General features: G+C 62.6%; 18 protein-coding genes. 10 read left to right on the top strand and 8 right to left on the bottom strand.

What is annotated here, in order from left to right; genetic code table 11:
- Window positions 1–10 precede the first annotated feature (10 nt).
- Window positions 11–430, top strand: coding sequence for a PaaI family thioesterase (locus N554_RS0118535; protein WP_029584831.1), 420 nt, complete (start codon window positions 11–13; stop codon window positions 428–430).
- Window positions 431–446: 16 nt separating this feature from the next.
- Here the strand turns inward: N554_RS0118535 and N554_RS0118530 are convergent, their stop codons facing one another.
- Together N554_RS0118530 and N554_RS0118525 are read right to left on the bottom strand one after the other, a co-directional pair.
- Window positions 447–1,736, bottom strand: coding sequence for a flavin-dependent oxidoreductase (locus N554_RS0118530; protein ID WP_029584830.1), 1,290 nt, complete (start codon window positions 1,734–1,736; stop codon window positions 447–449).
- A 174-nt stretch (window positions 1,737–1,910) separates the two neighbouring features.
- Complete coding sequence (locus N554_RS0118525; protein ID WP_029584829.1) at window positions 1,911–2,834, bottom strand: LysR family transcriptional regulator; 924 nt, start codon at window positions 2,832–2,834, stop codon at window positions 1,911–1,913.
- Window positions 2,835–2,924: 90 nt separating this feature from the next.
- Between N554_RS0118525 and N554_RS0118520 the strand changes: the two genes are divergently transcribed.
- A complete protein-coding gene (locus tag N554_RS0118520) occupies window positions 2,925–3,350 on the top strand; it encodes a nuclear transport factor 2 family protein (RefSeq protein WP_029584828.1) in 426 nt (141 codons plus the stop codon).
- A 209-nt stretch (window positions 3,351–3,559) separates the two neighbouring features.
- On the opposite strand, the gene N554_RS0118510 is transcribed toward N554_RS0118520, so the two are convergent.
- From N554_RS0118510 to N554_RS0118500, 3 genes are all read right to left on the bottom strand, one after another.
- Window positions 3,560–4,258 carry a glutathione S-transferase family protein gene (locus N554_RS0118510; protein WP_029584827.1) on the bottom strand — a complete coding sequence of 233 codons (699 nt, stop codon included), beginning with the start codon at window positions 4,256–4,258 and terminating at the stop codon, window positions 3,560–3,562.
- Window positions 4,259–4,568: 310 nt separating this feature from the next.
- A complete protein-coding gene (locus tag N554_RS0118505) occupies window positions 4,569–4,898 on the bottom strand; it encodes a hypothetical protein (RefSeq protein ID WP_029584826.1) in 330 nt (109 codons plus the stop codon).
- A gap of 102 nt (window positions 4,899–5,000) precedes the next feature.
- Window positions 5,001–6,134 carry a site-specific DNA-methyltransferase gene (locus tag N554_RS0118500; protein ID WP_029584825.1) on the bottom strand — a complete coding sequence of 378 codons (1,134 nt, stop codon included), beginning with the start codon at window positions 6,132–6,134 and terminating at the stop codon, window positions 5,001–5,003.
- 227 nt (window positions 6,135–6,361) lie between these two features.
- On the opposite strand from N554_RS0118500, the gene N554_RS0118495 reads away from it, so the two are divergent.
- A complete protein-coding gene (locus tag N554_RS0118495) occupies window positions 6,362–7,297 on the top strand; it encodes a KPN_02809 family neutral zinc metallopeptidase (RefSeq protein WP_029584824.1) in 936 nt (311 codons plus the stop codon).
- 121 nt (window positions 7,298–7,418) lie between these two features.
- Complete coding sequence (gene moaB, locus N554_RS0118490; protein WP_029584823.1) at window positions 7,419–7,982, top strand: molybdenum cofactor biosynthesis protein B; 564 nt, start codon at window positions 7,419–7,421, stop codon at window positions 7,980–7,982.
- A gap of 19 nt (window positions 7,983–8,001) precedes the next feature.
- Here the strand turns inward: moaB and N554_RS0118485 are convergent, their stop codons facing one another.
- Together N554_RS0118485 and N554_RS0118480 are read right to left on the bottom strand one after the other, a co-directional pair.
- Window positions 8,002–8,928, bottom strand: a complete 927-nt coding sequence (locus N554_RS0118485; protein WP_029584822.1) for a bifunctional helix-turn-helix transcriptional regulator/GNAT family N-acetyltransferase — start codon at window positions 8,926–8,928, stop codon at window positions 8,002–8,004.
- A gap of 58 nt (window positions 8,929–8,986) precedes the next feature.
- Window positions 8,987–9,556: a glycosyltransferase family protein gene (locus N554_RS0118480; RefSeq protein WP_029584821.1), complete on the bottom strand. Its 570-nt coding sequence runs from the start codon at window positions 9,554–9,556 to the stop codon at window positions 8,987–8,989.
- A 197-nt stretch (window positions 9,557–9,753) separates the two neighbouring features.
- Between N554_RS0118480 and N554_RS0118475 the strand changes: the two genes are divergently transcribed.
- From N554_RS0118475 to N554_RS0118460, 4 genes are all read left to right on the top strand, one after another.
- Window positions 9,754–10,917, top strand: a complete 1,164-nt coding sequence (locus N554_RS0118475; RefSeq protein WP_029584820.1) for a PA0069 family radical SAM protein — start codon at window positions 9,754–9,756, stop codon at window positions 10,915–10,917.
- Between the two features lie 115 nt (window positions 10,918–11,032).
- Window positions 11,033–11,488, top strand: a complete 456-nt coding sequence (locus N554_RS0118470) for a VOC family protein (RefSeq protein ID WP_029584819.1) — start codon at window positions 11,033–11,035, stop codon at window positions 11,486–11,488.
- A gap of 75 nt (window positions 11,489–11,563) precedes the next feature.
- Window positions 11,564–12,313 carry a ribonuclease HII gene (locus N554_RS0118465; RefSeq protein ID WP_029584818.1) on the top strand — a complete coding sequence of 250 codons (750 nt, stop codon included), beginning with the start codon at window positions 11,564–11,566 and terminating at the stop codon, window positions 12,311–12,313.
- Window positions 12,314–12,399: 86 nt separating this feature from the next.
- Window positions 12,400–13,902: a glycosyltransferase family 39 protein gene (locus N554_RS0118460; protein WP_029584817.1), complete on the top strand. Its 1,503-nt coding sequence runs from the start codon at window positions 12,400–12,402 to the stop codon at window positions 13,900–13,902.
- Window positions 13,903–13,910: 8 nt separating this feature from the next.
- On the opposite strand, the gene N554_RS0118455 is transcribed toward N554_RS0118460, so the two are convergent.
- Entirely contained in the window at window positions 13,911–14,729 is an 819-nt protein-coding gene (locus tag N554_RS0118455; protein ID WP_029584816.1) for a uracil-DNA glycosylase, read from the bottom strand.
- A 163-nt stretch (window positions 14,730–14,892) separates the two neighbouring features.
- Here N554_RS0118455 and N554_RS0118450 point away from each other — a divergent pair, with 163 nt between their 5' ends.
- Together N554_RS0118450 and N554_RS0118445 are read left to right on the top strand one after the other, a co-directional pair.
- Window positions 14,893–16,551 carry an electron transfer flavoprotein-ubiquinone oxidoreductase gene (locus tag N554_RS0118450; RefSeq protein WP_029584815.1) on the top strand — a complete coding sequence of 553 codons (1,659 nt, stop codon included), beginning with the start codon at window positions 14,893–14,895 and terminating at the stop codon, window positions 16,549–16,551.
- A 309-nt stretch (window positions 16,552–16,860) separates the two neighbouring features.
- The gene (locus tag N554_RS0118445) at window positions 16,861–18,642 is read left to right on the top strand and encodes a tetratricopeptide repeat protein (RefSeq protein ID WP_029584814.1); all 1,782 of its coding nucleotides are present in this window, start codon (window positions 16,861–16,863) and stop codon (window positions 18,640–18,642) included.
- Window positions 18,643–18,649 lie beyond the last annotated feature (7 nt).

Raw genomic sequence — 18,649 nt, 5'->3', positions numbered from 1 at the left:
GAGCAAGGCCATGATTGGCACCGCACTCGACCGTCTCGAAGCGCCGCCATCTTCCAAATTGCTTGGTTGGCGCTTGCTCGATGCCCGGCACGAACAGGGTTGGGTTCGGATTGGCTTCGACGGCAAGAAAGAGTTCTGCAATCCGGCCGGCTTCGTCCAGGGCGGCATCCTCGCAGCCATGCTCGATGACACTATGGGCCCCGCCGTCTTCGTCATGACCGAAGGAAGGCTCTACACGGCCACCATCACCATCACCGTCAATTTTCTGGCGCCGGCGAAGCCGGGGCCGATCGTCGGTGAGGCGAATGTCACGCAACTTGGCAAGACGATTGCCTTCGTCGAGGGAAGGCTGACGGCTGCGGACGGCGCCGTGCTCGCCACGGCCACCACAAGCGCTCGCCTGGTCGAAACGGCGAAGGCAATTCGATAGTTGAGCTGCGCCGCCTCTAGACCGCGCTGACCCGCGGCGCGCCGGTCGGAATCCGCACAATCGGCGGCTTGGCGTTGAGGGCTTCGACCTGGAAGCCGGCGACGCGCTTGTAGTTGGCGGCGATGTCTTCGAGTTCCTGAAGCGACAGCACGTCCGTGACGACGTTGTACCCGTCGGGTGCGCGTTCCTCGACCAGTTGCATCACCTGCTCCGGCCCGTTGCGCCGGTTGAGCATGACAAGATCAGTAGTGGCGGGCCGGCGCTCCGCTTCATACGCGACCAGCGCAGCGTGGGTCACGCCCTGCGCCAGAATTTCGCGAGTGATGACGCGGGCGTCGAGGATCGCCTGCGACGCGCCGTTGGAGCCGATCGGGTACATCGGATGCGCGGCATCGCCCATCAGGGTGGTGCGGCCGAACGTCCATTGTGGGACAGGATCGCGGTCGACCAACGGATATTCGTATGCGTGCGGGCAATTGCGGATCAGGCCTGCCACGTCCAGCCAGTCGAACCGCCAATCCTTGAACCACGGCAGGAACTCTTCGAGTTTTGCGGTGCGGTTGTAGTCCTCACGGCGCCATTGGTAGGTCGGCTGCATGTGCCGCTCGGCGACCCAATTGATCTGATACTTGCCGTTGGCGTCCGCTTCTTTGGAAATCGGGTAGCAGACGAACTTCAGGATTTCGTGGCCGGCCATGATCATGGTGCGGCCGGAGAGGAACGCATCGCTTGCCGTGATGCCGCGCCAGAGGATGCGCCCGTTCCAGATCGGCGGGCCTTCCTGCGGATAGAGTTTTTCGCGGATCGCGGAATGGATGCCATCGGCCGCGATCAGCAGCACGCCCTCATGGGTGCCCGCCGATTTGCCGGTGGCTTTATCGATGAAATCAGCGCGGACGCCATCCGATGTCTCGGTCCAGCCGCTGAGATGATGGCCGGTGAGAATATTCTCAGCGCCCAATCGTTCGATCGCGGCGTCGAGCAGGATCTGTTGCAGCGTGCCGCGATGGATCGAGAATTGCGGCCATTTGTAACCCGCCTCGATGCCGCGCGGCTCGCTCCAGATCGGCTTGCCGTGCTTGGAAAAATACGCGAGCTCTTTGGTTTGCACGCCTGCTGCGTCAAGCTCGCTAAGCAGGCCCAGTTCGATCAGCTCGCGCACCGCGTGCGGCAGCACGTTGACGCCGAGGCCGAGCGGCTTCAACTCGGATACGCTCTCGAACACTTTGGCGGGAATGCCGATCTGGTGCAGGCTAAGCGCCAGCGTCAGCCCGCCGATGCCGCCGCCGGCGATAAGAACGGTCATGACCAAGCCTCTTCAGCTGAGGCGTCATCGCATGGGAGGGCGGCGGGGGCAACTGCGAAAGGGGAGCGTGCAGGAAGGGGGCAGTGTGCAGGGCGAGCAAAGCGAACCGTGCCCACCATGGCGCAACCGGCGCAAAGCGGTCGGCACGGCGCGAAAAGCGCGCCCTTGTCCAGCCTACGCAGCCTTGCGCTTCGGACGATCAAGCCCGCGGCCGGTTTGCAGCATCAGGTTGCGCAGCCAGATTGATCCGGGATCGAACTGGGCCCGTGTCGGATAGAACATGAACTGTTCGTCGATGCCGGGGTCAAGCGGTGGTGTAACTGCGATCAGCGACAATGGTTTTGCGAGCGCGGCGATCAGCCGGCTTGGGACGAATGCCACGAGATCGGTGCGCGCCACGATATGGAGCGCCTCAATATAGCCGGGCACCACGAGCGCGATCCGGCGCTCGATCCCCTTACTACGCAGCCAGCCGTCGATCAGGTCCTCACTTTCGCCGCGGATAATGACGGCGACATGCCGCGCGTTGAGGAAAACATCACGCCGACCAAGCCTAGTAGCCATGGGATGGCCGCGCCGCACCGCGAGCGCGTCGCGATCGGTATAGAGTAGCTGGCGGTGAAATCCCTTGAAGGCGTCGCCAATGCTGATCACGAGATCGATCGTGCGTGCAAACTCCGCGGTAAAGATCGCAGGACCGCGCCACGGCACGACATCGAGCCGGACGTTCGGAGCGAGCCGCGCAATCTGCTTCATCAGCGGCGGCACCAGAAGCTCTACCGCGAGATCGGGCATCATCAAGCGAAAGTGCCGCTCGCTGCTGCCGGCATCGAAATCATCGGGAATGAAAAGCCCGCGCACCTGGTCGAGCGCCTGCGCCAGTGGCCCGCGCAGCGCCTGAGCCCGTGGCGTCAATTCCATGCGCGCGCCAGTGCGAACCAGCAGGGGGTCGCCGAGCACCTCGCGCAGCCGCTGCAGCGCGTGGCTCGCCGCGGGTTGCGACAGCCCGATCCGCATCGCCGCCCGGCTGACGCTGGCTTCCTTGAGCAGCGCGTCGAGCGCGACCAGCAGGTTGAGGTCAAGTGAATGCAAATTCATGAAGTGAATATATATCATACTCACTATCGATTGGAAGAATGCCGACGGGAGCGCCATTGATTTGCAACAGCCAATCAATGGAGAAGCTCGATGAGCACCGAAGCCAACAAGAAACTCGTGCAGCAGGTCTATACCGACTTCGCCAATCGCAGCGGCACGACGTTCGCCGACAATCTCGCTGAAGATGCCATTTGGATCGTCACCGGCCAGTATTCATGGTCGCATGAGTTCAAAGGCCGGGACGCGATCCAGAACGGCCTGATGGGCCATTTCCGTTCGTTCTTCGCGGTACGGCCGCGCACGGTCGCGTTCAATTTCATCGCCGAGGGTGACTATGTCGTGGTCGAGGCGCGCGGCGACAACGTGACCAAGGCCGGCCTGCGCTACGATCAGCAGTATTGCATGGTGTGGCGGATCGAGGACGGCAGGATCAAGCAGATCAAGGAATATTGCGATTCCACGCTGGTCGAGCGCGTGCTCGGGCCGTTTCCGGAAGAGCGGAAACTCGCGGGCTGACACCTTGAGCAGTGCTTGCGCGGACAATAGCCGTCATCCTCAAGCATCGCTCGCAGCTTCAAGGTTTGCCGCCGGCCGCGCTATCGTCGCGGCCGCTCGGCTGTGGCGGGCGCGCAGCCGCGTCCGCATTCACGTCTTGCGAGCCCGGAAGCAGAAGGGCGTGGATGGCCGGGACAAGCCCGGCCATCGCGGGGGGTTCTCGAGCCCGATCAGGCCGCCTTGGTCTTGAGATGGCGGAACATGATGGCGCGCGCCTCGTCGTCCATTTCGGCCTTGAAGACAAACTTGTCTTTCAGCGCGATCGCCCGCGGCGCGGCCGGTCTCGCCGAGACCTCATCGACCAGACGCTTCACGTTGGAATATTTTGTGAACACGTCGTCGCCGAGCACGAACGGCCCCAGCCGCGCCCAGCCCCAGAACGCCATGTCGACGATGGTGTAGGTATCGCCGACCATGTAGCGGCTGTTGGCGAGATGATCGTCGAGGATCTTGTAATGGCGATGCGCTTCGAACTGATAGCGGTTGTGCGGATATTCGAGGGCCTTTCCGAGGTCTCGCGGCGCGAAGTGCTTGAAATGCACCGCCTGTCCCGAATACGGTCCGAGGCCGGTGGCGATGAACATCAGCCATGACAGCAATTCTGCGCGGTTCTTGGGCGTGGCGGCGGGCAGGAATTTGCCGGTCTTCTCGGCGAGGTAAAGCAGGATCGCGTTAGAGTCGAACACGAACACGCCGTCGTCGTCGATCGCCGGCACCTTGCCATTCGGATTCACTTTGAGGAATTCGGGCTTAAACTGATCGCCCGTGCGGGTATCGACCGGCACCAGCTCATAGGGCAGGCCGGACTCTTCCAGAAACAGCGCGACCTTGTTCGGATTCGGCGCGCCGTTGAAGTAGAATTTGAGCATCAAGATTCTCCCTTGCTTCTGTGTGTTGCCGAGAAAATGAGGTCCGGCGACAAATGCCACAGACGGCATGTCCATGCTGAAATTTTGCCGAATGCGCAAGCGATGACTTTGCAAGTAGCGGTTTCAGGCAAAGCCAACGGGTCGCGTACGCGCGCCCGATGACAAACACCGCGTGCCGACCGATAATTTTTGCACTGCGGTGGCATGGCGGGAACCGCGCGAAGCGCGCCCCCTTGCCCGCCTTACGATACGCTGACTTAAGCCGCAGTCATCACAGAAGCCCGCGACAGAAGCCCGCGCGGCTTGTCGATCAGCCGAAGCAGAAAAACCCGATCACTCCGGCAACCACCAATGCGGCGCCGGTTATGTTCATGATGGTGGCAAAACGAATTTCCGAATGCAAATTCGACGCCTGAATGGCCCGTTCCGATCGCCTCGCGTAGCCGTGGACGATGACCTGCTGATTGAAATTACTATTTGCTTCCAAGGCGTCGTCCAAACCGACACAAATCATCAGCACGCCGAGGATGACGAGGCCGGCAAACCCCAGGAAGCTTAGCAGCAACATCGGGAAGACGCCGAGAAAAAAGATCGGCAATAGCGGTAGCCACAACAACGTTTCGGGTTCTCTTGATCGCATCGGACGATTTCATCGCGACCGCAAATCACGGTCTGCACGGATGGCGAACGCTCAACAATACAGCGAATCCAGCCCGAATGGCGCGCAGTCAGCATGCGCAAATTACAGGGCTGCCATCTCCGAGCGGATTTCGGCGCGCAGCTCGTCGATCAGCCGCAGGCCCTTGTTGGTCTCGATGTGCCAGAAGGTCCAGCCGTTGCAGGCACCTGAGCCTTGCGCCACCGCACCGATGCGGTGAATCGAGCCGACCTTGTCGCCGAGCATGATGGCGCCGTCGGCGCGCACCAGGGCACCGTGGCGCTTCCTGGAATCGACCAAGCGGGTTCCGGGCGAAATCATGCCGCGCTCGATCAGCTCGGAGAACGCCACCCGCGGCGCCTCGCGCGCGGTCATGAACGGTGCCAATGTCGCATCCGGCAGCGGTTCGACCGCAGCGATGCGCGCTTCCGCCGCAGCCGCATAGGTCCGATCGCGTTCGAAGCCGATGTAGCGGCGGCCGAGACGCTTGGCGACGGCGCCTGTGGTGCCGGTGCCGTTGAACGGATCGATCACGAGGTCGCCGGGCTTCGAAGACGACAGCAGCACGCGCGCCAGCAGGCCTTCGGGCTTCTGCGTCGGGTGGACCTTTTTGCCGTCCTCGCCCTTCAAGCGTTCGTCGCCGGTGCATAGCGGAATCAGCCAGTCGGAACGTGCCTGCACGTCCTCGTTGGCGGCCTTCAAGGCCTCGTAGTTGAAAGTATAGCCTTTGGCTTTTTCGTCGCGCGCCGCCCAGATCATGGTTTCATGGGCATTGGTGAAGCGGCGGCCGCGGAAATTCGGCATCGGATTGGTCTTGCGCCAGACGATGTCGTTCAGGACCCAGAAGCCCAGGTCCTGCATGATCGCGCCGACGCGAAAAATGTTGTGGTAGGAGCCGATCACCCACAGCGTCGCCGACGGCTTCATGATCCGGCGGCAGGCGAGCAGCCAGGCGCGGGTGAAATCGTCGTATGCGGCGAAGGATGAAAACTTGTCCCAGTCATTATTGACGGCATCGACATGGGATTCGTCGGGACGCTTGAGATCGCCCTTCAGCTGCAGGTTGTACGGCGGATCTGCGAATACCAGGTCGACGGAGCCTGACGGAAGCTTCGACATCTCGGCGACGCAATCGCCTACGACGATACGGGCATCGAAAGAGGACTCAAATTTAGTGCGGGGCGCCTTTGCAGACGCCCCGCGACGCGACACAACCATGATTCAAATACTCTGACTCAGGCGACGCTGTCGGCGACGCGGGACTAAACAACCGACTGGCGATACATTGACTGCGCAAAGTAAAAATCGACTTAATCGGGCAATTCTTTCACGCTAGGCAATTTTTGCCGGGCGGGTTATTGATTAATGGAATGGAAATTTTACGTTCGTACCGCGTTGGGTATCGGCGAGTGCGCTGCCAGCAAGCCGGATGAGGAAAAACCGCCATGCGTTACGATGACTTCCGCCGCAGCGACGAGATCGAGGACCGTCGCGGCGATGATGGCGGCGGAATGGGTGGTGGCGGCGGCTTTGGTCTTCCGATGGGCGGTGGTGGGCTCGGCATCGGCACCATCATCGTGCTCGGTCTCGTCGGCTATGCCTTCGGCATCGACCCGCGCATCCTGATCGGCGGCGCGGAAATTCTTACCGGCGGCGGACAGGCGCCGAGCTATCAAACCGATCGCAGGTCCGCGCCTGCCAAGACCGGCGCGCCGACCGACGAGATGGGCAGCATGATCGCCGGCATCCTCGGCGAGATTGATGATCGCTGGAGCGAAATCTTCAAGGCCAACGGGCAAAACTATACAGGTCCGAAGATCGTATTGTTTCGCAACGCCACCAATGGCGGACGCTGCGGCATGGCACAGTCCGCGATGGGCCCGTTCTACTGCCCGCCGGATAGAACGATTTTCCTCGACACCAGCTTTTTCCGTCAGGTCGAGACGCGGTTTCGCGGCTGCTCGGGCAATGCCTGCAAGTTCACCACCGCCTATATCATCGCCCATGAAGCAGGGCATCACATCCAGAACCTGCTCGGCATCCTGCCGCGCGTGACACGGCTGCAGCAGCAGGTCGGCAGCAAGGCCGAAGCCAATGCGCTGCAAGTGAAGGTCGAGCTGCAGGCGGATTGTCTGTCGGGCGTCTGGGTCAACCGCGAGGAGAAGAAGCGTCCCGGCTTCCTCGAAGCGGGCGACATCGATGCCGCGCTGAGGACGGCGGCCGCGATCGGCGACGACACGCTGCAGCGGCAAGCTACGGGGCGGGTGGTGCCGGATTCGTTTACCCACGGCTCCGCCGCGCAACGAAAGCAATGGTTCATGACCGGCTATCAGCAGGGCACGGTGCAGGCCTGCAATACGTTCGGCGCGAATTCGCTTTAACGGACCGGCGTCTTCCGGGGCGCGCTGAAAGCGCGAAGCTGGAATCCTGGTGCCGAACTCATGAGATTTCCGGATCAGCGCGCTTCGCGGCCTGGCCGGAATGACAGACAAGGTTTCGCAAATGTCCTCTATCGACAAATTGAAAGAATTCGTGCCGCTCAACATCGCGGTGCTGACGATTTCCGACACGCGCACGCTTGAGGATGACAAGTCCGGCACGACGCTGTCGGAGCGGCTCACCGCGGCCGGTCATATGCTCGCGGCGCGCGAGATCAGCGTCGACGACGTCGATGCGATCCGCACCATCATCAAAAGATGGATCGCCGATCCCGGCGTCGATGCCATCATCACTACAGGCGGCACCGGCTTCACCGGTCGCGACGTGACGCCGGAGGCGATCGAGCCGTTGTTCGAAAAACGGATGGATGGTTTTTCCACCGCATTTCACATGCTGAGCTACGCCAAGATCGGCACCTCGACGATCCAGAGCCGCGCCACTGCGGGTGTCGCGGGCGCCACGTTCATCTTCTGCCTGCCGGGATCGCCGGGCGCCTGTCGCGATGCGTGGGATGGCATTCTCGCGGCCCAGCTTGATTACCGCACGCGGCCCTGCAATTTCGTCGAGATCATGCCGAGGCTCGATGAACATTTGCGGCGGCCGAAGGCGAAGGGTGCGTCGGCGTAACCATCGCGACGCCCGGACTTCACAGTTCGCGCTCCCAGGTCTCGCCGATCAGGCTTTGGCCGAAACTGCGGTGCGGCTCGGTGGCCACCAGCACGAAGCCGGCGTTCTGATAAATCTTCCGTGCGGTGACCAGAATGCTCTGGGTCCATAGCGTGATTTTGCGATAGCCGCATTGCCGCGCGAACGAGATGCATTCGGCGACCAGCCGCTGGCCGAGTCCTTGTCCACGCCCGGCCGGCTCTACCAGCAGTAACCGCAGCTTTGCGATGTTGTCGGTATGCCTGACCAGAAACACCGAGCCCACCTGGGCGCCATCGACCTCGGCGATCCAGCAGCGCTCCCGCGAGGCGTCGAACGAGGTCAGGAATTTTGCGGCGATCTCCGCGACCAGCGCTTCGAATGAGGAGTCGAAGCCGTATTCGCGGGCATAAAACGCACCATGGCTCTGCATCACCCATCCCATGTCGCCCGGACCGGGGTCGCGGAGGATCGCGGGTCGGGGAGAACGCTCTGATGCGCCGAGCAGGCGTTCGATCACCGCCATCGCCGCGGTCAGCCGCCCACCTTCGCCGCGCGGCATCGCGGCGAGCATCGCCCCGATATCGTTGTCCGAACTGCGCTCGAGCTTGGCGAACGCCTGGCGCCCCTTGGCCGTCAGGCCGAGCCGGTATTGCCGCCGGTCCGAGGGCAGGGGTTTGCGGGTGATCAGCCCGCCGTCATCGAATTTCTGGACGATCCGGCTGAGATAGCCGGGATCGAGGCCAAGCTCGATTCCGATCTCCTTGGCGGCCGGATCCTCCCGGTGCGCCAGTTCGTACAGCACCCGCGCCTCGCTCAGCGAGAACGGGCTCTTCAGCAGGTGCTGGTCGAGCACGCCGAGCCTGCTTGTGTAGAAGCGGTTGAAGGCGCGGACCGCTGCGATCTGATCGTCGGCATCGTGAGACATGGCACACTTGCCATTGTCAAATAATTATTTGACTTTGGCAAGTATCTCGGCGGGCGCCTCAGGCCACCATGATCCGGCTGCGCAGCAGCGTGCGCGACGAGCGGCCGAGCTGCCGCAGCAGCCTGGCCTCGGAACGGCGGGCGTCGGGCGCGTAGCCTCCGAGCCGGTCGTAATGGTCCCGCGCGATCAATAGTCCCTGATCCGCCGACGGCCCGACAATCATCCGCGCGAGAAACTTGAAACCGTCACGCAACCGCGTATCGGCGTAGGGCGAGCGGGCGTAGCGGAAGATGCCGGCGCGGGGCCGGCCGCTGCCCGAGACGCCCTGGATGAATTGTACGGTTTCATCGATCCAGCCGCTGTCCAGTACCGCGCCGGCATGCAGGAACATCAGCCAGGGGGAGCGGGCCTGCCGGGCGCCGGTCGCGAGCGCCGCTGCATGCGATCCCTCGAACGGCAAGAAGCGGCAGCCCGCGACGTCGGCGACCCGTTCGATCACGCCGGAGCGGGCCCGGTCGACCAGCAACACCTCGCGCACCAAGCCGGCCGCGGCGCCCGGCACCAAAGCAGCAAGGGTAGCGACGGCGGGCTGTTCGACGCCTTCGGTTGGGATAATGACACTCAGCATTGCCGGTTTTTCGACACCTCAAAGGGGTAGGAAAACGCCGCACTGTTATCACCTTGCCACCATCAAATCAGCCTTCCGGATGCAGCTTTTTGTGGCAACGCAGCGAGCCGCCGGCCATCCGACGGCTTCATCTCTCGATCTGGAAGGGGCGATTTTTATGTTCTTGATTTGTTCTCATCGCATGCTATGTTCTGACCATGAGTCGAGCATCCTCTCATGCCCTCAAGCACCCGCCGGTCACGGCGCCCTCCGAGCCGGCGGGTGCACCTTCGCCTTTTCCCGAACTCGAGGTCGCGATCGAGCGCGAGCGGCGGCGCGGCCGTGGCGCGCAATCCAATGACAGCGGCCGCTTCGAGGCTGAAGCGCGGGTCGCGTTCGATGACGGCTGGCAGAGCCTCGATGAATTGCCGCCGTTCAAGACCACCGTCGCGGTCGATACCGCGCGCAAGGTCATCACCCGCAACGATTCTCCCGATATCGGCTTCGACCGTTCGATCAACCCTTATCGGGGCTGCGAGCATGGCTGCGTCTACTGTTTTGCGCGGCCGACCCATGCCTATCTCGGGCTGTCGCCGGGGCTGGACTTCGAATCCAGGCTGTTCGCCAAGCCCGATGCGCCGGCCCTGCTGGAAAAAGAACTGGCGGCGCAGGATTACGAACCACGGATGATCGCGATCGGCACCAACACCGATCCCTATCAGCCGATCGAGCGCGAGCGGAATATCATGCGCGGCATTCTCGAAGTGCTGGAGCGCGCCGGCCATCCCGTCGGCATAGTTACCAAATCGGCGTTGGTGACGCGCGATATCGATATTCTCGCGCGGATGGCAAAACGCAACCTCGCCAAGGTGGCGATTTCGGTCACGACGCTCGATGCAAAACTTGCACGAACCATGGAGCCGCGCGCTTCGACTCCGCCCAAACGGCTGGAAGCGCTGCGACAACTTTCCGAAGCGGGCATTCCGACCACGGTGATGGTAGCGCCTGTCATCCCGGCGCTGAACGATTCCGAGATCGAGCGCATTCTTGACGCAGCGGCGCATGCCGGTGTCAAGGAGGCAAGCTATGTCCTGCTGCGCCTGCCGCTTGAAGTGCGCGACCTTTTCCGCGAATGGCTGATGGCCAATTATCCGGAGCGCTACCGCCACGTCTTTACGCTGATCCGCGACATGCGTGGCGGGCGCGACTATGACTCCCAGTGGGGAACCCGTATGAAAGGCACCGGACCGATGGCCTGGATGATCGGACGGCGGTTCGAGGTCGCCTGCGAGAAGCTTGGGCTCAACAAGCGGCGTTCGAAATTGACCACCGATCATTTCGCGCGGCCGAAGCGCACCGGGCAGCAACTCAGTTTGTTTTGAGGGTGACAAGATTTCGTTGCCGTCATTGCGAGCGAAGCGAAGCAATCCACGGGGCCGCAAAGCAAGATGGATTGCTTCGTCGCGTTGCTCCTCGCAATGACGGATGGAGAGTAGGATGAGTGGCACGTCATCAGCACCGGTTCCGCGACTTACGGTCATCACGCTCGGCGTCAGCAATCTGCGCGCCAGCATCGCATTTTACGAAGCGCTTGGGTTTGCGCGGAAATTGCGTGCAACCGGCGAGGCCGTTGCGTTCTTCGACACTGGCGGCACAGTACTCGCGCTGTTTCCATGGGATCAGCTGGCGCAAGACGTCACGCTTCCCGAAAACCCGCGACCCCAGGCGTTTCGCGGGATGACGCTTGCCTGGAATTGCCGCACGACGGAGGAGGTCGATGCGGTGCTGGATTTTGCAATCTCAAAGGGCGCGTCGCTGCTGAAGCCTGGGCACAAGACCGAATACGGCGGCTACTCCGGATATTTCGCCGATCCCGATAATCATCCGTGGGAGGTCGTGGTGGCTCCGGGCATCGAGGTGGGCGAAGATCGCCGCGTTCATCTGCAGGACTAAACACCAGGATTGAATAGCGGGAATTGCGCCGAGTTCCCGGTTGCGCCGCTGGGCGCGCTTGCGCACCATCCCGGCATGATTCGCGATAAATCCGAGAAAGATCCCGCCACGCTGCCAAAGGGCGTGATCGCGGTCGCGCCGCCTAACTTTCGCCGCGAGCGCGCGCTGATCAAGCGCGGCGTCTGGCCGGTGGCCGGCTGCGATGAGGCCGGCCGCGGTCCGCTGGCGGGGCCGGTCGTGGCGGCGGCTGTGGTGCTCGATCCCAAGCGGATTCCCAAGGGCATCGACGATTCCAAACGGCTGACGCCGGAGCGCCGCGAGGAACTGTTCGAGGAAATTTGCGCTACCGCCTCGTTTGCCGTCGCATTCGGCTCGCCGGCGCGGATCGATCGCGACAATATCCTGCGTGCGTCGCTGTGGGCGCTGGCGCGCGCGGTGCACGCGCTCCCCGAAATGCCGAAGCATGTGTTCGTCGACGGCCGCGACCGGCTCGATACGCCGTGCGACTGCGACGCCGTGATCGGCGGCGACGGGCTGGTGGTCTCGATCGCGGCGGCGTCGATCATCGCCAAAGTCACGCGCGACCGACTGATGTGCGCCTTGGCGCAGGATTGTCCGGGCTATGGCTTCGAGTCGCACAAGGGCTATGGCGTGCCGGAACATCTCGATGCGCTGCATCGCCTTGGACCCACGGTGCATCACCGCCGTTTCTTCGCACCCGTCGTCGCCGCGCGGGAAAAACATCAGCCGGCGACAATCGAACGCGACCTTATCACGGGGGAAACGCCGCTCGACGCCGAGGTTTCGGCCGCAATTCAACTCTAGTTGCCTCCGCGGCTGACGCGCTTTATCACACGTTCGGGATCGAATAGGGCCGTCTTGCGGGCTGGTTGAGGCATTTCGGACGGTTCATGCGTTTCACCTCCCTGATCATCGAACTGATCCGCGCCCGGCCCCGGCTGGTGGTTTGGCTTGTGGTGATGCTTCAGGCAGCGCTGTGGCTGATCCTGCCGGTTGTGCTGTATCGAAGCCCTCCCGACGACCTTGCTATGCTGCTCGCCTTTGGCCGGGAATACCAGGTGGGGACCGATCTCGGCCCGCCGCTGGCGTTCTGGCTCGCCGACCTCGCGTTCCGCGCCGGGGGCATGTTCGGCGTCTATCTGCTGGCGCAGCTTTGCTCGATCACGACGTTCTCCGCGCTGTATCTGCTGGCGCGCGCCATTGTCGGCGGACAACAGGCGGTGCTCGCGGTCCTGCTGACGATGACGGTCACGGCGTTCAGTTCGCCCGGCGTCGAGTTCGGTCCCCTGGTGCTCGCACGTCCGCTCTGGGCACTGCTGCTGCTGCATTCCTGGCAACTGATCGGCCAGGGCCGCCGCAACGCCTGGTTCGCATGGTCCATCGAAGCCGGACTGTTGTTGCTGACGACCTCCGCCGCAATCGGCCTGTTGCTGCCGATCATCGTATTTGCCCTTGCGACCCCACGCCGACGGCGCTCGCTGATGTCGTTCGATCCGCTGTTTGCGCTGTTGGTGATTGTCGTGCTGGCGCTGCCATATCTGATTTGGTTGATCCGCGCCGACACTTTGGCGCTGCCGCCATGGCCGGCGATTGCGGATTTAAGCGGAAGGGCGCTGCATTGGGCCGCATTGCTCGGCGGCCTGCTGTTCGCGATATCCGGCATCGTGCTGCTGGCGGCGCTCAACTCTGGCTGGTTCGGCCGCAAGCCGGAAGAGGCGCCGATCATCTATCGGTCGAAGCTCGATCCGCTGGCGCGCGATTTCGTTTATTTCTTTGCCGTTGCTCCCGCGCTCGTGGGAAGCGTGATCTCTGGCCTGTTCGATCTTGAGCAGGTCGCGGGCGGGGCGGGCGTCGCGCTGTTGATGTCCGGACTGGCGGTGATCGTCGCGGCCGGCGATCTGATTCATCTGCGGCGTCAGCGGGTGCTTCGCTCGGTCTGGGCGGCAGCCGTCATTGCGCCCGCGCTCCCAGTCATCGCGATCACGGTTTTTCTGCCCTGGACCGCCAGCGGTGAGGTGGCGACGTCGCTGCCTGCGCCTGCGATCGCGCATTTTTTTGGCGACAGTTTTGAGCGGCGCACCAACCAGCCGCTGCCGGCGGTGGCAGGCGATCCGCGGCTGGCGGCTTTGATCTCACTGGGTGCCGGGCGTCCTCATCTGTTTCTCGACGCGGCGCCGGAACGCACGCCGTGGTTTACGCTGGCGAAGTTCAACGAAACCGGCGGCGTCGTGGTCTGGCGCGCCTCCGACACGATCGGTACCCCGCCGGCCGATATTGCAAAGCGGTTTCCCGGCCTGGTCCCGGAAGTGCCGCGGGCGTTCGAACGCCTGATAACCGGACGGCAGCCGCTGTTGCGGATCGGCTGGGCCATCGTGCGGCCGAAGACGCCGTAGTCAGTGCCTCAGGGCGACTTTGCCTGCTCAAGTGCTTTTGCGATCGAGCGCAAGTCTTGCCACGCCATGCGCTTGTAGGAGGGCGAGCGTAACAGATAGGCCGGATGGAAGGTGGCAAGCGCGCGGATCACCCGGGTGCCGGTGTCGTAATCGGACCACCTGCCGCGGGTTTTCATGATGCCCTCGCGCGTCGACAGCAAGGTTTGGGTCGAGGGATTGCCGAGCGTCACCAGCACATCGGGATTCACCAGCTCGATTTGCCGCTGGATGAACGGCAGGCAGATCTGCGTCTCTTGCGGCGTCGGCGTGCGGTTGCCGGGCGGCCGCCACGGAATGACATTGGCGATGTAGGCGCTGGCGCGGTCGAGCCCGATCGCCGCGATCATCCGGTCGAGCAACTTGCCCGAACGACCGACGAACGGCAGTCCCTCGATGTCTTCCTCGCGCCCCGGAGCCTCGCCGACGAACATGATGCGCGCCTGCGGGTTGCCGTCGGCAAACACCAGGCGAGTGGCGGTCGCTTTCAACGCGCAGCCGTCGAAATTTTCCAAAAGCGTACGCAGTGCCTCGAGCGTAGGCGCGGTCCGCGCGGCTTCCCGCGCCGACAGGATCGCCGCCTCGGGCGCTAGCGCCGCCTCCACGCGCACAGGCGGAGTTGCGGCCGCGATCGTCCTGACCGGTTGGGGGGTCGTTGTTTCAGGGGCTGCAGGAATGATGTCGGGATCCGACAGCCGATTGACGGGCTCTTCGGTCAGGGCACAGTCGACCCCGGCCTCCAGATAAAAGGCCAGCAATTGCCGAACGGTTGGGACGGGATCAGGCGTCATGGGACGGTGTCATGGGCATTGTTGCAATCTAGGCCGGATCGGGTCGCAACGAAACGCCTCAAGAATCATTTCCATGGTTGTTCTTCCCTTAAAAATCGGAAACAAACGCCCCCAGGGGCGACCCATAGAAGAGAAGCTTTCCCAACCGGGCCGAGAGCAGATCATGAGCACCGAACCATTGCCGCCGCGCGAATCCATGGAATTCGACGTCGTCATCGTCGGCGCCGGGCCGTCCGGCCTGGCCGCCGCAATCCGGCTGAAGCAGCTCAATGCCGATCTCGGGATTGTGGTGGTGGAGAAGGGGTCCGAGGTCGGCGCGCACATTTTGTCCGGCGCGGTGATCGATCCGGTGGCGCTCGACAAACTTGTTCCGGATTGGCGCGAGGACGCCGACTGTCCACTGAAGACGCGGGTCACGGCGGATAAGTTCTACTGGATGACAGCGGGTACCGCGATCCCGCTGCCGAATATCATGATGCCGCCGCTGATGAATAATCATCATTGCTATGTCGGCTCGCTCGGCAATGTGTGCCGCTGGCTGGCGCGAAAGGCTGAGGCGCTCGGCGTCGAGATTTACCCGGGCTTCGCCGCCACGGAAGTGCTCTACGACGAAAAAGGCGCGGTGCGCGGCATCGCGACCGGCGACATGGGCGTGGCCAAGGATGGCTCGCACAAGTCGTCGTATACGCGCGGTATGGAACTGCTCGGCAAGTACACGCTGTTCGCCGAAGGCGCGCGCGGCAGCCTCACCAAGCAACTGATCGCGAAATTTTCCCTCGACGCCAACTGCGAGCCTGCGAAATTCGGCATCGGCCTCAAGGAGGTCTGGCAGATCGACCCGGCCAAGCACAAAAAGGGTCTGATCCAGCATTCTTTCGGCTGGCCGTTGAACAATTCAACCGGCGGCGGCTCCTTCCTCTACCACTACGACGACAATCTGGTGGCGGTCGGTTTCGTCGTGCATCTCAATTATGACGATCCATATTTGTCGCCGTTCGATGAGTTCCAGCGCTTCAAGACCCATCCCTCGATTAGCGGCCTGTTCGAAGGCGGCAAGCGCCTGGGCTATGGCGCGCGGGCCATCACCGAGGGCGGTTATCAATCGGTTCCGCGCCTGACCTTCGCCGGCGGCGCGCTGATCGGCTGCGCGGCGGGCTTTGTGAATGTGCCGCGCATCAAGGGCGTGCACAATGCGATTGGCAGCGGCACCCTCGCGGCCGAACATGTCGCCGCCGCGCTCGGCGCCGGCCGCGCCAACGATGAACTGGTTGAGTATGAGAATTCGTGGCGCGGTTCGGTGGTCGGCAAGGATTTGTATCCGGTCCGCAATGTCAAACCGTTATGGTCGAAGTTCGGCACCATCATAGGCGTCGCGCTCGGCGGCATCGATATGTGGTGCAATACGCTCGGCTTCTCGCTGTTCGGAACCCAGTCGCATGCCAAGCTCGACCGCGGCACGCTCGACCCGGCGAAAGAGCATGCCCCGATCGTGTATCCGAAACCGGACGGCAAGCTGACTTTCGACAAGCTGTCCTCGGTGTTTCTCTCCAATACCAATCACGAGGAGGACCAGCCGGTCCACCTGAAGGTCGCCGACACGAATCTGCAGAAGACCTCCGAGCACGATGTCTATGCGGGCCCGTCCAACCGTTATTGCCCGGCAGGCGTCTATGAATGGGTCGAGGAGACAACCGGGCCGCGCTTTGTCATCAATGCCCAGAATTGCGTCCACTGCAAAACCTGCGACGTGAAGGATCCGAACGCCAACATCACCTGGGTTCCGCCGGAGGGCGGTGGCGGACCCAATTATGAGGCGATGTGACCACGATCGCGTGAGCCGGCTGGAGCGAAGCGGGTACCGGTTCGCACCAAGAAAGCGCAACAGCAAAGGGATGAGCGGCAGTTCCGATTCAATCGAAACGGCGGTTCTAGCGACCGCTGGCCACGATACCGCCACACTGAAAGCGTCTTCAGGCGGGATTGACGGGTACCGGGGCGTTTCCTGCAATCGATTCGCCAACCCGTATCCTTGCGGTTGAACGCCAAACGCGGCATTGTCGCAGGCCTTGATGCTGCCGCTTGGTTTCGCATCCGAGACGATCCGTAAATCCTGGAGCTAAGGCGAACCGTGATGTTTTCCATTCGTTTCAATCGGCAGACGGTTGCCGCAGTCGCCTTCATCGCGCTGACAGCGCCTGGCTCGCTTTCGGCACAGACGCCTGATCATCCGGCCGGCAACTCGGCGCAATTTCCCTCAAGCCGCGATTTGAAATCGCTGACCACGGCGGGCAGCTATCTGGCCGCCCGCCATGCCAGCGTGGAGCGGGACGCCACTTCGGCGGCGACGTTCTATCGCTCGGCGCTTCGCACCGATCCGAAGAACAACGAATTGCTGGATCGCGCTTTCATTTCATCGCTGGCGGATGGCGACATCGACGAGGCCGTGAAGCTCGCCGACCGCATCTTGACGATGGACAAGTCCAATCGCGTCGCCCGGCTGGTCATCGGCGTGCGCGATCTGAAGGCGAAGAAATATCCGGCCGCGCAACTGAACATCAATCAGTCGATCCGCGGGCCGATCACGGATCTGGTGGCGACGCTGCTGTCGGGCTGGGCCAGCTACGGCGCCGGCGACAGCAAGGCGGCGGTCGCCAATATCGACAAGCTGACCGGTCCGGAATGGTATCCGCTGTTCAAGGATCTGCACGCCGGCATGATCCTCGAGCTCGCGGGCAAGGAAAAGGATGCCGGTGCGCGTCTTGAGCGGGCCTACAAGCTCGATGATTCCATGCTCCGCATCGCCGATGACTATGCGCGCTGGCTGTCGCGCAACAAGGATGCGGCGGCGGCGAGCGCCATTTACGAGGCGTTCGACAAGAAGCTTCCGCGACATCCGCTGGTGCAGGAAGGCCTGCGCGAGACGAGGGCCGGCAAGAAGCTGCCGCCGCTGGTCGATTCGGCGCAAGCCGGCGCGGCCGAGGCGCTTTACGGCATCGGTGCAACGCTGACACGCCGCGGCGGCGAGGACCTCGCGCTGGTCTATTTGCAGCTCTCGCTGTACCTCGCGCCCAATCATCCGCTGGCGCTATTGTCGCTGGCCGACCTCTACGAGTCGGTGAAGAAGCCGGCGATGGCGATCAAGGTGTACGAGCGGATGCCGGCGAATTCGCCGCTGAAGCGCAATGCGCAGATTCAGCTCGCAACCAATCTGGACGCCGCGGACCGCAGCGAGGAGGCGATCAAGCTCTTGAAATCCGTAACGGCCGAGGATTCCAAGGATATCGAAGCCACCATGGCGCTCGGCAATATCGAGCGGGGCCGCAAGAAGTTCGCCGACTGCGCACAAACCTACTCGCAGGGCATCGCTGCATTGCCGGCGGCCAGCGAGAAGACCAGCTGGGTGTATTACTATTACCGCGGCATCTGCGAAGAGCGCTCCAAGCAGTGGAGCAAGGCGGAAGCCGATATGCGCAAGGCGCTTGAGCTGCAGCCCGAGCAACCCCACGTGCTGAACTATCTCGGCTATTCGTGGATCGATCAGGGCGTCAATCTCGACGAAGGCATGAAGATGATCAAGCGGGCCGTCGATCAGCGCCCGGACGACGGCTACATCGTGGATTCGCTGGGCTGGGCCTATTACCGCATCGGCAACTACGAGGACGCGGTGAAAAATCTCGAGCGTGCGATCGATCTCAAGCCCGAGGATCCGACGATCAACGACCATCTCGGTGACGCGTATTGGCGCGTCGGCCGCACGCTGGAAGCAAAATTCCAGTGGGCCCACGCCCGCGATCTGAAACCCGAGCCGGAAGAACTGCCCAAGATCGAAGCCAAGCTCGAAAACGGGCTGCCTGAGGACACTTCGTCCGCAGCTTCCGCGGACAAGAAAAAAGAAGACGGCAAGGGCGGCTGATCAAGGA

It is taken from the genome of Bradyrhizobium sp. URHD0069, from assembly GCF_000701345.1.
GTDB lineage: Bacteria > Pseudomonadota > Alphaproteobacteria > Rhizobiales > Xanthobacteraceae > Bradyrhizobium.
The sequence above is the reverse complement of the archived record's forward strand: the minus strand, read 5'-3'. Positions and strand labels throughout refer to the sequence as shown.